The organism is Streptomyces sp. NPDC044064 (genome assembly GCF_056434245.1).
Genome location: NZ_JBWKFN010000007.1, coordinates 234,145 through 246,822, shown reverse-complemented (window position 1 = coordinate 246,822; position 12,678 = coordinate 234,145). Strand labels below are relative to the sequence as shown.

Genomic DNA, 12,678 nt, shown 5'->3' with positions numbered 1-12,678 from the left:
ACGCCGGACGGGCCGCCGCTCCCCCGCGCCCGCGGCCCGTCCGGCGTGCGTCCGAGCAGGTCGTCACCGCCGGGTTGAAGTCTGCGACAGCTGGGGACGGCTGGGGTATGCGTACAAGTACGTACGCGGCGCCGGGCGGGAGGACGGCGAGCGGGAGACTCACGCGGAGAGAAGCACGTGGTACAGGGGCTGGACAGGGCCTACGAACGCCTGATGGCGGTCGCCGTGACGGCGCTGCACGAGCGGGAGCCCGGGCGTCTGTGGCCACTGCTGGGCATCGCGCTCACGGACTTGTGCGGCGGCGAGGCGGTCGTCCACAAACTGGACGACTGGAGCGAGGACGAGGGCACCGTCGGGGTGGCCCCCGACGCCGCCGCCACGGAACTGGGCCGTCTCCGGGACTCGGAGCTGGCTCTGCTGCGCACCGGCTATCCTCTCGCCGACCACTACACGGCCCGGCCCGACCGGATCCCGGTGACCGCGTACCGGGCGGCGGGCCGCGACTGGCCGGACAGTCCGACGGCCCGTCTGCTCGGTGACGTCCTCGACGTCGACCACGTGCTCGGCGTACCGCTGCCCGGGAGCAGCGCCCCGATCACGGGCTGCCTCGTCTACCGCTCCGGGACGGACTTCACCGACGACCACCTCACGATGGCCGAGCGCGCGCAGCCGTTGCTGGCCGGCGTGGAGCGGCAGCGGCGGCTGCTGGAGGAGTGGCGGCGGTCGCTGGCCCCGGCCGCAGCGCCGGACGAGCTGGCGGCGGACTGTGCGCTCACGCCCCGTGAGACGACCGTGCTGCTCCTGCTCGCCGACGCACTGACCGCCGACGCCATCGGCCGCCGACTCGGCATCTCGGCCCGCACGGTGCACAAGCACGTGGAGAACATCTACCGGAAGCTGGGCACCCGCGACCGGGTCGGCACGGTCCTGCGCGCTCAGCGGCTCGGTCTGATCCCGACGCCGGGCACCCGGGGGCCGTGTGCCGGCCCTGTCTGACTGGCTGCCGTGGAGCGGTCCGCCGGAAGCGACCGGATCTGAAGGATTGTCAGCCGACTTGGCATTCGACAGGCCTCATTTGCTCTCCTTCACGCACCTCGGCTGCTCGGACGGCGAACGGGACCGCCGCCTGCTGGAGAGCGCCTCCGTCGTCGAGCGGACGGATCGTGCCGGCAGCCCGGCCGAAGCACTGCGGTGGATCCGCGCCACGGCGGCGGAGCTGCCCGGCAGTCGGCCGGCCGCCTGTGCGGGGCGGGGCCGCGGCCATCTGGCGGGGCTGCGCGACGGGCTGGTGGTGGAGGTGACCGTCACCGGTCAGCCGATCGTGTCCCGGGCTCGCCGCGGCCGTCGTCCACGCGTTCCTGCGCCAGGGCCGTTCCCTGGCCGACGCGTTGCTGACGCTGCGGATCGGTGAGGTGCGGGACGAGGACTTGGTGCTGCGGCTGCGGCCCGCGCCTCCCGTCGTCGGCCGAGGTCCCGTAGCCGTCGGCGAACTTCCGCGCCCGGGTTGCCGCTGACCCCCACCCCGCCGTGTGGGGCAACGTCGAACGGTGATTGGCTGTCCCCGAATTCCGTCAGCCAGTCCATCCACGGGAAGGGTCCCAGCCATGAGCAACCCCTACGCACTCGAATACAAGGTCGTCACCTTCCGCGAGTCACTGATCGGAGACGCACTGGACAGCGACAAGCTGGAGAAGGTTCTGAACAAGCACGCCGAGGACGGCTGGGCCCTCAAGGCGATCACGTCCGCCGACGTCAAGGGCCGCATAGGGCCGGGTGCGGTCGAGGGCCTGCTGATCACTCTGGAGCGTCCGCGCCGCTGACGACTGCCGTTCCTTCGCGGCAGGGTGCACTTCGCCTGCCCGCTCCGGCTGTCCGGCGGCAAGCGCGCAGGGTCGCGCGTCGCTCGCCGGACGTGAGCACTCGACCGTCCAACGCGTCGCGTCGGACCGTATGAGTAAACGAGTTGCCGGGCGAGGCAGCAACTCCACTCCGACCGCGAATCCCCGTGCCGCCCGCTCGGGCCGGCCGATCGCATCGCAAGCTCGTCCCACTCCCGGCGGCGGACAGCCGGACCGCCGCCGGGGCGCTGCCCCTGGATGCCACCGATTCCAGGATGCCGAGCGCCTTCTCGACGTGCCCTCCGTTCTTTGCGATCACATGACCCCGGGCAGTCCCGTCAACGGCGGCGCCGCCTCGCGAGATCGCCTCCTCCGACGAGGACGTAGCGCCCGAGTGCTCGAAGTACGGCCGTAGGGAGTTGCCGAGGCCGGCCAGTACGTCGCCCTGATGACGGCCGCCTGCGCCGGAGGCCCGGTCCACCGCAGCGTGCTCGAACTCGATGGCCTGTCGCGCGCTGCCCGTGACTCCGCCGCTCGGCAGGACACCATCCACTGTCGCCCAGGTGTCGCCCCCCTCCGGCGGCAGTGCCCAGGAATCCTCCTGACTGACGGCAGGTCAGGCAAGACCTGCGGATCCGGTCCGGACCCCCACTGCTTCAGCGGTGTGTGCCGTGTCACGCCGCCCAAATGCCGTCTAAGTTGTCTGCATCACAGCGGAAATGTCCATTTAGCGTCCATGCTCGAACCGGACAACAGCCCCCGAAGTGGGCCTTATCCGCAACCCCTTGGGCATGAAGCTCCAAAGTGACCCATGACACAGCACTCATGGCATTCCTGCTTTTTCCCCCGGAAAGGTGCACCATTATGTCCGCTTACCTCTGTCCTCCTGCCGTGATACACGGCGAGCACGCAGTGAAGACCAGCCAGATCGTGGCGGAGGTGCGCGACCGGCACCCGCACGCGGCATGGGCACCGCGGATCGACGGCATCGCGGCCAGCACCGGCATCGAGACCCGCGGGTGGATGCTGCCGCTGGAGACCGCCGTCGCGCCGGGCAAGGGCAGCGGCCTGCAGGCTGTCGGCATCGGGCCGGCCCAAGAGGCGCTGGCACGCGACGGGTTCACGCAGCAGGACGTCGACCGCGCGATAGCCGCCCTCGAGGCGATACCCACGCCGCAGACCGTCCAGGAGCGCACCGCGCCGGCCTGGGAGGCCGTGCAGTCCTACGGTGAGCGTGCGGCACGCGGGGCCCTGCAGATCGCCGGGCTGGACGCCGCGGACGTCGACTGCCTGATCACCAGCCACTCCACCACTCCGGCGCTGCCGGGTCTGGACGTCGCCCTGTCCAACAGGCTTTCGCTCCGCAACGACGTGATGCTGCTGCCGGCCACGCAGTGGGCCTGTATCGCGGGGACCCGCTCCCTGGCGCTGGCGGCGGACCTCGTGGCCGCGGACCCCGACCGGGTGGTGCTGGTCGTGATCGCGGAGGCGCTGAGCACGACCTACCAGCCCGCGGACGACACCCTCGAGTCGCTGATCGTCCGGTTGCTGTTCGCGGACACCGCGGTCGCCGCGGTGGTCACGGGCCGCCAGAGGCGCGAGTCGGTGCTGCGGCTGGACTCCGCCTGGCACCACACCCTGCCCGGCACCCAGGACCTGCACCGCCTGGACACTCGGTCGGACGGCACCCACTTCGTGATGGACCGGCGCGGGCCGCGCGCCGTACAGGAGACGGTCACCGCGATGTGGGAGTGGCTGCGCGTCCGTTACCAGGACGACCCCAGCTCCTGGCACCCCGACGTGCTGCTCGCGCACCCCGGCGGGACCCGGGTGCTGGAGTACATGGAGCAGACGATGCCTGACGCGTGGCCGTCGGGGCTGCTGGACTACAGCAGGGACAGTTACACCACCGGCAACCGCGGAGGCGCCGCCGTGTTCGACATCATGCGGCGGGCACACGACGCCGGGCAGAAGCCGGGCAGTCGCGCCGTCCTCTACGCGGCGGCACCGGGCCTCAGCGCCACCGCCCTGGAGGGGGAGTGGCTGTAGCGCGAGCCCACGCCACCCGAACCGGGAGACGGGCCGCCCGCATCACCGGTCACGACACCGGTACTCGACACCGGTCCTGCTGAGGGCGCCGTACGTACCGGCCGTGGCGCCGGCCGACGGGCGCGCCTCCCGTACCCTCGCCGTGCTCTCCTGCGCCGCTCGTGCCCCCGCCCTCAGCCGCGTCACCTGGCGACTTCCGCCCAGACCACCTTGCCGGTGTCCGTCCACCGCACCCCCCACCGGGTGGTGAGCCCGTGCACGACGTACAGGCCACGACCGCTGTCGTCGAGGAGGCCGCCCCGGCTCAGCCGTGGCCTGCCGTTGCCGGTGTCTCCCACCTCGCACAGCAGGCTGTGACCGGACCTGATCAGCCGTACCGTGATGGGACCGGTGGCGAAGCGCACCGCGTTCGTGACCAGCTCGCTGATCAGCAGCGACACGTTGTCCAGGGTGTCGCCCCTGGTGCGCCATTGCCGCAGCAGCGCGGAGACCTGCGCGCGGGCGCGGGCGGGTGCGTCGTCACGGGCGGGCAGCCGCCAGGTCGCGGTGTCCCCCTTGCGGTAGCCGATCATGCGCGCGAGCAGCAGGGTCACGTCGTCGCGGTGACGCACGGGCGCCATTGCGGAGACGACGTGCCGTGCGGCCTGCTGCAGGGTGTCCCAGGGGTGCACCGTGGACACGACCTGGGCAAGCCTGCCGATGCCCTCGTCGATCGACAGGGCAGGATCCTCCACCAGACCGTCGGTGTAGAGGGCGAGCAGGGAGCCCGGGGGCACGTCGAACGTGTGCACGTCAAACGGCTCACGGAGTGCGAACTCGGCTCCCAGGCCGGGGTGAGGGCTGACCGGCAGCGGGCCCGCGTGCCCGTCCGGGGACACCAGGACCGGAGGGAGATGGCCGGCACTGGACAGCGCCACGTGGTGGCTGACCGGGTCGTAGAGGACGATGCAGCAGGTCGACCCGAGGGCGCTGTAGCCGGCCGCCAGCCCGGAGTCCGCGTCGTCCAGCAGCGACACGGTCTCGTCCAGGTGCTCCAGGACCTCGTCGGGCGCCAGCCCGGCGGACAGCAGCGCGCGGGCCTCCATGCTCAGCTGGCCCATGGTTGCCGCGGCTCCCAGGCCGTGCCCGACGACGTCACCGACCACCAGCGCGGTACGGCCGTCCGGCAGCGGAAAGCTGTTCACCCAGTCGCCGCCGACGCCCGCGCTGTCGGGGGTGGCGGGCTGGTAGACGCTGGCGATCTCGATGGTGTCGCCGCCGGTGCGGGGCAGCAGCCGGCGCTGCAACGCCAGCACCTGCGTGTGCTCGCGCTGGTGCTGACGGGCCAGGTCGACGTGGTGGACGGTCCTGGCCACCAGTTCCTGCAGGTCGAACAGCTCGCTGTCGCGGAAGGGGGAGTCCGCCCGCCGCCAGACCTCCACCACGCCCAGCACGACGGGCGGCGCGCCGTCCAGGACCAGCGGTATGCAGGCCACGCCCGCCGACCGGTCACCGGGCACCAGGGCACGCATCACTCGCGGACTGCCGAGTACCCGCTCGACCGCCTCCCGGTCGGGTATGACGATGGCCTGCGGTGCATCGTTTCGCCGTACAGCCTGCGCGAGCAGGCGGCTCGCGTCGCTGGGAAGATCGTCGCCGGTGGTCACGTAGCCCTCGGGCCACGCGCGGTCCGGCACCAGAGCCGCCCGCCGCAGCCGGATGCGCCCCTGCGCATGGTCGGTGACTCCCTCACCCGTCCACACGGCGAAGTCGAGGTCGACGGCGGCCACGTCTCCCCAGGCCAGCAGGGACTCCGCCAGCGACTGCGCGGTCTCGCCGATGTCCAGCGAGGTGCCGATCGCGGTCTCGGCGGCGTACAGGTGCAGCCTCGTGGCCATCGCGATCACGGAGACGGTCAGGCCTTCGTGAGGCACCGCGGCGGGCAGGATACTGAGCGAGACCACCAGCTCCGACCCGTCGCGGCGCCGCAGGCGCTGGATCCGGGCGACGTGCGCTTCACCGGTTTCCAGGACCTGCCGCAACCGCCGTGTGACCGTCGGTACGTCCCCGGGGGGCAGGAGATCGACGAAAGGGCTCCCGACCGCGGGGTCCAGACCCGCGAATACGGGGGCGTCCAGATTGCAGCGGGTGATTCGCAGGTTCCTGTCCAGGTTGACCGCGCCCAGAATCTGATCCTGACCGCCGACTGCCGCCTTGTCGGGTACGCGTCGGCCTATGGCGTGGTTGCCCTCTGCCTCGGCAGGACCTGCGGCCGCTGCCGCTGCCGCTCCGCCGCTCGGGATGTAGCGCCCCAGGGCGCTGCTCACCAGGTCGAACGGCGAGGAAGACGAAGGCGAGGGTGTGGAGTCCATGCGGCTCTCTCAGCAATCCGGCACACCTCATTGAATAACACTGGGAGTCGCTTCGCCCACATCAGCGGATCACGCGCTGAACGCGGACAGTGAGGAACGCCGCGGCCGGCGGGGCCGGGATCACGGTGCCGGGGTCCCTCGCCCGTCAGGATGCGACGACCGCCGCAGGACCGACCTCGTCACGCCGAATCCGTCACGCACAACACGACGTTCGACGTCACCGGCCGGCGGCTGCGGGATCACCCCCGCTGTGCTCTCGGTCCAGCGCGCGATGGTGGGCCTGTGCTGGATCCGCAGCTCACGAGCGCCCCCCTCAGTCCGGCGAATACGGCCCAGGAACCGGTGTTCACGTCGGGCAAGGCGGCCCCGCCACGATCTGGTGTTCGCACGCGGACTGCTCCTGCTTCCGGCTGCAGAGCCCGGCTGCTCAGCGGCCTGCTGTCCAGCCCGCGGTTCGGCGGTGCCGGGCGGCCTGGTCGCCGCCACCATGCGCACGATGGGCCGGCTGCTGCCGGCCGGCGCCTGACCGGCCGCGTTCCGCACCGCTTTGCGCTCGTCGAGCCCCATCGCCCTCGGGGCGCGCATCATCAAGGAGGGGACCTCGACGAGGAGTGGCGATGAGGTTGTCGTTCCTTGAACCCCTCTACGCGGAGCCGGGCCCGTTCGCCTCCGTGTACCTGAACACCTCCCGAAACGTCGAGCATCCCGACCGGGCGATCGCGCAGCGCTGGCGACGGCTGCGCGAGAGCCTGTCCCGTCAGGGCTCGGACCGGGCGCTGCTGAACGTACTGGAGGAGGTGGTCGGCGCCGACACAGAGGTACCGGGGGCGCACGGTCAGGCCATCTTCGCCGCCCACGGCACGCTCGTCCTGGACGGAGAGCTGCCCAGGCCGCCCGAGCACGACTCCGCGCGCTACAGCACCCTGCCGGAGGCGATGCCCCTGGTCACCCAGCACCTTCCGGAGATCCCCTACATGGCCGTGGTCGTCCACTACGGCGGCCTTCCGACCGCCGAGACCCACGGCTGGGTGACTCTGGAGGCGGAGACCGGCACCTGGCCCGCGTCGACCGTGACCCCGGGTGAGCGGCTGCACCGCAGGATTGCTGTGGCGACCTGGCACCGCGCCTCCCTCCGGCTCGGCCACCGACTGGACGAACGGGCACGGCGCGCTCATGCCGACGCCGTCGTGGTGGGCGGAGACGAGTGGGCGTGCAACGTACTGATCCGCCGACTGCCGCACAGCCTGCGGGACAAGGTCGTACGCGTGGGCGGCCGGACCCCCACCGACACAGGACGCGCCCTGTTGGAGCCGCAGCTCGACGGCGTCTTCCGCGGCCGCATGGCCGCGCACGACCGGGAACTCGTGGACATCTTCATCGGCCGGCGCGCTCTGGACGGACCCATGACGGAGGGGCTGGCCGCCACCGTCGCCGCCCTCCAGCGTGGCCAGGTCGCGGCACTGCTGCTGAACCGGCCGCCAGAGTCTTCGCTGCGACTCTGGGCGGGCTCCCAGCCCACTCAGCTCGCCCTGACCGAGGCCGAGCTGATGTCCTTCGGCGTGCGGGCCCCGCGCGAGGAACGCGCCGACGAGGCCCTCGTCCGGGCCCTCGTCGGCACCGGTGCCGAGCTGGTCGTCGTGCCGGAGAGCGAGCTGAGGCTGTACGAGGGCGTGGGTGCCCTGCTGCGGTACGCCGACCCGGGGACCCCGTCCTGACGCCGACGCGCTGCGCCTCCCGGATCACGGGTCGCCCCTTGCGCCCGACCGCCCCGCATCGCGCCGCGTGCGGAACACGCCGACACTGGGCTGGAGCGGCAGCGCGGCGTACGAGCGGCGGATGGGACACATGGACAGGAGCAGGAGCGGCCCGGAGAAGACGAACGCTTCGATCACCCCGCCCAAGACCTGGCCGGTAGGCGTGTCGGCGGTGGCCGACCCGCTGCGGTACTACCTGGAGCAGACGACGGTCCGCCGTACGACGCTGACGCCGCTCAACCTCAACCAGACCAAGGGCTGCGACCGGCCGGAACCGGACCCCGCTCATCGGCACCACTGCGAGTACCGCGAGAACGGCGCCAAGCACATGAGCAACGAGGCGACGCCGGACGGCGAGCACGATCACGCCGCGCGGTTTCCGGAACGCACCACAACCGGGGCCGCCGACGCCACCGCCACGGCCCCGCGGTCCAATGGTCCATGAACGGACCCCCGAGGACCTGGTCCGCGCGGCCCACGCCGTGGGCGTGACCGATGCCCGCCTCCTGCAGGCCGTACGGAGCATCCCCCGGGCGGAATTCGTCCCCGCGGACGAGGTGGCGTCCGCGTACCGGGACACACCCGTTCCGCTCCCCCACGGGCAGGTGACCACCCAGCCCTCGCTGATCACGATGATGGTCTCCGCTCTCGCCCTCACCGGAGACGAACAGGTCCTGGAGGTCGGGACCGGATACGGCTGGCAGACTGCGCTGCTGGCCCGCTTGGCCGCGTACGTCGTCAGCGTCGAGCGCTGGCCCGACCTGGCCGACGAGGCCCGCCTGCGGCTGGCCCGGCAGGGCGTCGGCAACGCCGAGGTCGTACTCGGCGACGGGACCCTCGGGATGCCGGCCCATGCCCCGTACGACGCCGTCATCGTCTGTGCGGCCTTCCCGCGAGTGCCTGAGCCGCTCGTGGACCAGCTCCGCACCGGTGGCCGGCTCGTCCAGCCGATCGGGCAGGGCGGGCAGGAGCGCGTCGAGCTGTACGAGCGACGGGCCCACAACCTGGTGCACCGCAGGACGGTCACCGCGGCCCGGTTCGTCCGGCTGTACGGCGCCCATGGCTACGACCAGCGGTGACGCGCTCAGCGCTGGTAGGTCCCGACCAGGGTGCCGGAGGCCAGCTCCCTGCCCCTCAGGGCACGGTGCACGTCCTCGGCGCCCGGGTGACCGTGCAGCGGCAGCGGCTCGGACAGGGCGTGCAGGCGGAAGAAGTAGCGGTGCGGCCCGTGCCCTGGTGGAGGCATCGGCCCTCCCCAGCCCACGCGGCCGAATCCATTGGGCCAGGGCAGGCCGCCCTGGGGCTTCTGGCCCTCCGCCGTCCCGGTGGTCCCCGGATCGATGCCGGTCACCAGCCAGTGCAGGAAGGTCGTCCCCGGCGCGTCCGGGTCCTCGCACAGGAGCACCAGCTCCGTGGCCTCGTGGGGCACCCCCGACCAGGTCAGGGGCGGTGAGATGTTCTCGCCCTCCCCGCTGTACCGACGGGGGATCACCGTTTTGTCGTCGAACGCGGTGCTGCTGAGTTGAATTCCGCTCATGCGCGCCGCCATACCCGCAACGGCGGCACCGGCACCGGTTCACAGCCCAAAACCCCCGCTCGGCCGACCCCACCCGGCCCGCCTCCGGAAGGGGGGTGAAGATGGCAGTGTGCCGACAAGGATCCTGCTCGAGGGCCGCCCTGGCGCGGGCAAGACGACCGCCCTGCGCCGGCTCGCCGCGCTGCTGCCCGCCCACGCGGCCACCGGCTTCACCACGGAGGAGATCCGGCAATCCGGCGCCCGCGTCGGTTTCGCCCTGGAAACCTTGGCAGGCCGGCGGGAAGTGCTCGCCCATGTCGACCTGCCCGGTCCGCCGCGGGTAGGGAAATACGGCGTCGACCCGGGCGTCATGGAACGACTGGCGCTGCCGTCGCTTCGGCCGGCAGCAACCGAGGAGGCAACAGGGCGGCTGGTACTCATCGACGAGCTGGGGCGGATGGAACTGGCGTGCACGGCGTTCCGGCACGCGGTCGACGCGCTGTTCGCCGCAGAGGTCGACGTCGTCGCCACGGTCCACACGCACCGAGATCCGTTCACCGACGCCCTCAAGCGGCGCGCCGACATCGAGGTCATCCAGCTCACTCCGGCAAACCGGGACGTCCTGCCGGGGGAGCTCGCGGCCCGGCTGCAGCAGCCCCGGACGCACGGAAGGCCTCCCCCTCACGGATGAGAGGCCAACCTCCGACCGGCTGACCAGCACCAGGTGGCACAGGCCGACTGCGTACGCCTCATCAATGTCGCCTCCCGTTCCCATGGCGGCGCATCATGCCGGCCCCCTGATGCATGCCACCCTGGAGCCGGAGACGGACGAGCACTTGGCCACGGAGGGCCGCCGGGTCGGCGGGCGGGTCCCGTCCGGGCGGCAACAAGCGCAACGGCTACGGGCCCAGAAGGTCATGACGGAGGTCGGTGCGGTCACGGTCCGGGTCCCCCGGGACCGGCTGGGTACGTTCCGGCCTCAGCTGCTGCCCTCGTACGTCCGCCGCACGGGCGCGCTGAACGACATTCTGATCTCACTGACCGCGAAGGCCTGACCGGACACTGCGGCTCCTGCGCGACAGTCGGCCCGTGCCGAACCCGCGAAGGCCTGCTGGAACGCACAGTTGGGCAGTGTGACGCGTCACATACAGACAACACTGCACCACTGTGGGAACTTCAAGTGCCCTTCCTGCCAGCCTGGTTACTGAAAAGCCGAGCGTGAGGTCCGGCCGACCGCACGGATCGCGTCGCTCGTCCCACGTGTGCGTAAGAGGCGGAACCGCGGGCCGGCGGGGGAACCGGCGAGAGGGGCGGCCCGCCTGCGGAGAGGATCGAATGCGCTCTTTCGAAGCCCTGACGCTTGATCAGGCAGTAGACACGGTTCGCTATCCCCTGTCGGAACTCGCGAGCGCCCGGGGACAGGCCGTGGTTTCCCGTGCCCGGCGCGACCTGTCGACTCTCGGATGCACCGTGCTGCCGGACTTCATTCGCCCGTCGCTACGCGATGTGCTGCGGCAGGAGTGCTCGGCCATCGCCCCCCGGGCGCACCACGACACCGAGACGGTGAACGTCTACAACATCGCATTGGACTCGGCACTGCCGGAGGACCATCCGGGCCGGAAGGTCTTCGAGCGGGGTAACGCGTTCGTCGCGCGGGACCGCATCCCCGCGGACTCCCTCATCAGCCGGCTCTACTCCGACATGGCATTCCGGCACTTCATCGCCCGCTGCTTCGAACTGCCGGAGCTGCACGAACTGGCGGACCCGCTCTCCGGGCTGGTTCTCAACGTCATCGCGCCGGGCATGGAGCACCCCTGGCACTTCGACACCAACGAGTTCACCGTGAGCATGCTCACCCAGCAAGCGCAGGCCGGCGGCGTCTTCGAGTACTGCCCGAACATTCGGACCGCGCAGGACGAGAATTTTGACGACGTCCGGGACGTGGTGGACGGCCGGGGCGAGCGGTTGACCCGGCGCCTCCCCCTGCAACCTGGTGACCTTCAGTTGTTCAAAGGCCGCTACTCGCTGCACCGAGTGAGCCCGGTGCGCGGCGAGGTCGCGCGCCACTCCGCGATATTCGCCTACAGCGAGCGCCCCGGCGTCATCGGGAGCGTGGAACGTACCCGGCAGCTCTTCGGCCGGGTGCTGCCCGAGCACCTGGCGGCCGAGGGCCGGGCGGTCCGCGGCGACCGGCTCCTGGACTAGCCGGCGGCGAGAACGCGTAGTCGCTGTAGGCCGTTTCCCCCTGCGCGATCCCACGGAGGAGTAAGCCCTGTGCGTTTCGACGTGACCGGAAAAGTCTCACTCGACCACATCTACGACCAGCCTGATCCGCGAACCTATTTCAGGGTGCTTCGCCCGCTCGACTACTGCGTTCCGCAGCAGGCCAAGCCCTACTTCGCCAAGATCATCACGGAGTACCGTGAGTCCCGGCACGTCGCGGTACCGAAGGTGCTGGACATCGGCTGCTCGTACGGAACCAACGCCGCCCTGCTGAAGTACGACGCGACCATGGACGAGCTGTACGCGCGCTACGGCGACGAGGAGCGTGCGGGTGAGAGCCGCGAGGCTTTGCTGGCCCGCGACCGGGAGCTGGCTCGGTCGCGCCAACCCCCGCAAGCGATCCGCTTCGTCGGCCTCGACACCTCCGGCAGCGCGCTGTCCTACGGTCTTGAGGCCGGGTTCCTCGACGACGTGGTGGAAGCCGACCTGGAGGAGCACGAGCCCACACCGCGACAGCGCGCCCAGCTCTCGGGTACGGACCTGGTGATCTCGACGGGCTGCGTCGGCTACGTCACCGAGCGGACGCTCACGCGAGTAGTCCGAGCACAGGGCACCCGCCGGCCCTGGATGGCGCACTTCGTGCTGCGGATGTTCCCGTTCGACCCCGTCGAGCGCGCACTGGCGAGTCTGGGCTACCGGACCGTCCGCGTCGACGAGGTGTTCAGACAGCGTCGGTTCGCCTCCCCGCAGGAGCAGGCGCTCGTGCTCGACAGCATGTCGGCCGCAGGGGTGGATCCACGGGGCCTGGAGGCGGAAGGCTGGCTGTACGCACAGCTCTACCTTTCCCGGCCGTACGACATCACAGGTACCGACGATCCGAATCGAGAACAGAGTTGAAGACCAGTCAGGATGCGTCAGGCAACGCGACCTTCGCCCAGGAGGACAGC

At 71.1% G+C, this 12,678-nt stretch carries 13 protein-coding genes; 11 read left to right on the top strand and 2 right to left on the bottom strand.

Going from position 1 to position 12,678, the window contains the following annotated elements; all coding sequences use genetic code 11:
- Positions 1-213: 213 nt before the first annotated feature.
- From AC07DS_RS14295 to AC07DS_RS14280, 4 genes are all read left to right on the top strand, one after another.
- Complete coding sequence (locus AC07DS_RS14295) at positions 214-996, top strand: helix-turn-helix transcriptional regulator (protein WP_479145127.1); 783 nt, start codon at positions 214-216, stop codon at positions 994-996.
- Between the two features lie 58 nt (positions 997-1,054).
- Entirely contained in the window at positions 1,055-1,411 is a 357-nt protein-coding gene (locus tag AC07DS_RS14290) for a hypothetical protein (RefSeq protein ID WP_479145124.1), read from the top strand.
- Between the two features lie 193 nt (positions 1,412-1,604).
- A complete protein-coding gene (locus AC07DS_RS14285; protein WP_145880104.1) occupies positions 1,605-1,820 on the top strand; it encodes a DUF4177 domain-containing protein in 216 nt (71 codons plus the stop codon).
- 882 nt (positions 1,821-2,702) lie between these two features.
- Entirely contained in the window at positions 2,703-3,887 is a 1,185-nt protein-coding gene (locus tag AC07DS_RS14280; RefSeq protein ID WP_479145122.1) for a beta-ketoacyl-[acyl-carrier-protein] synthase family protein, read from the top strand.
- A 182-nt stretch (positions 3,888-4,069) separates the two neighbouring features.
- Here the strand turns inward: AC07DS_RS14280 and AC07DS_RS14275 are convergent, their stop codons facing one another.
- Positions 4,070-6,238, bottom strand: coding sequence for a SpoIIE family protein phosphatase (locus tag AC07DS_RS14275; protein ID WP_479145120.1), 2,169 nt, complete (start codon positions 6,236-6,238; stop codon positions 4,070-4,072).
- 617 nt (positions 6,239-6,855) lie between these two features.
- Here AC07DS_RS14275 and AC07DS_RS14270 point away from each other — a divergent pair.
- The 3 genes from AC07DS_RS14270 to AC07DS_RS14260 all read left to right on the top strand — a co-directional run bounded on the left by AC07DS_RS14270 (position 6,856) and on the right by AC07DS_RS14260 (position 9,071).
- Positions 6,856-7,953 carry a baeRF2 domain-containing protein gene (locus tag AC07DS_RS14270; protein ID WP_479145118.1) on the top strand — a complete coding sequence of 366 codons (1,098 nt, stop codon included), beginning with the start codon at positions 6,856-6,858 and terminating at the stop codon, positions 7,951-7,953.
- A gap of 130 nt (positions 7,954-8,083) precedes the next feature.
- Entirely contained in the window at positions 8,084-8,437 is a 354-nt protein-coding gene (locus AC07DS_RS14265) for a hypothetical protein (protein WP_479145116.1), read from the top strand.
- On the top strand, positions 8,427-9,071 hold the full coding sequence (locus tag AC07DS_RS14260; RefSeq protein WP_479145114.1) for a protein-L-isoaspartate(D-aspartate) O-methyltransferase: 645 nt from the start codon (positions 8,427-8,429) through the stop codon (positions 9,069-9,071). Before AC07DS_RS14265 ends, AC07DS_RS14260 begins: the two co-directional genes overlap by 11 nt.
- A gap of 5 nt (positions 9,072-9,076) precedes the next feature.
- On the opposite strand, the gene AC07DS_RS14255 is transcribed toward AC07DS_RS14260, so the two are convergent.
- Positions 9,077-9,529 (bottom strand): YbhB/YbcL family Raf kinase inhibitor-like protein, encoded by a 453-nt coding sequence (locus AC07DS_RS14255; RefSeq protein ID WP_479145112.1) that lies wholly within the window; start codon positions 9,527-9,529, stop codon positions 9,077-9,079.
- 109 nt (positions 9,530-9,638) lie between these two features.
- Between AC07DS_RS14255 and AC07DS_RS14250 the strand changes: the two genes are divergently transcribed.
- The 4 genes from AC07DS_RS14250 (at position 9,639) to AC07DS_RS14235 (ending at position 12,628) form a co-directional block, all read left to right on the top strand.
- Complete coding sequence (locus AC07DS_RS14250; protein ID WP_479145110.1) at positions 9,639-10,199, top strand: nucleoside-triphosphatase; 561 nt, start codon at positions 9,639-9,641, stop codon at positions 10,197-10,199.
- Positions 10,200-10,308: 109 nt separating this feature from the next.
- Positions 10,309-10,563 carry a transposase gene (locus AC07DS_RS14245; protein ID WP_479145108.1) on the top strand — a complete coding sequence of 85 codons (255 nt, stop codon included), beginning with the start codon at positions 10,309-10,311 and terminating at the stop codon, positions 10,561-10,563.
- Between the two features lie 280 nt (positions 10,564-10,843).
- Positions 10,844-11,713, top strand: a complete 870-nt coding sequence (locus AC07DS_RS14240; RefSeq protein ID WP_479145106.1) for a HalD/BesD family halogenase — start codon at positions 10,844-10,846, stop codon at positions 11,711-11,713.
- A gap of 69 nt (positions 11,714-11,782) precedes the next feature.
- Entirely contained in the window at positions 11,783-12,628 is an 846-nt protein-coding gene (locus tag AC07DS_RS14235; protein ID WP_479145104.1) for a class I SAM-dependent methyltransferase, read from the top strand.
- The last annotated feature ends 50 nt before the right edge of the window (positions 12,629-12,678 follow it).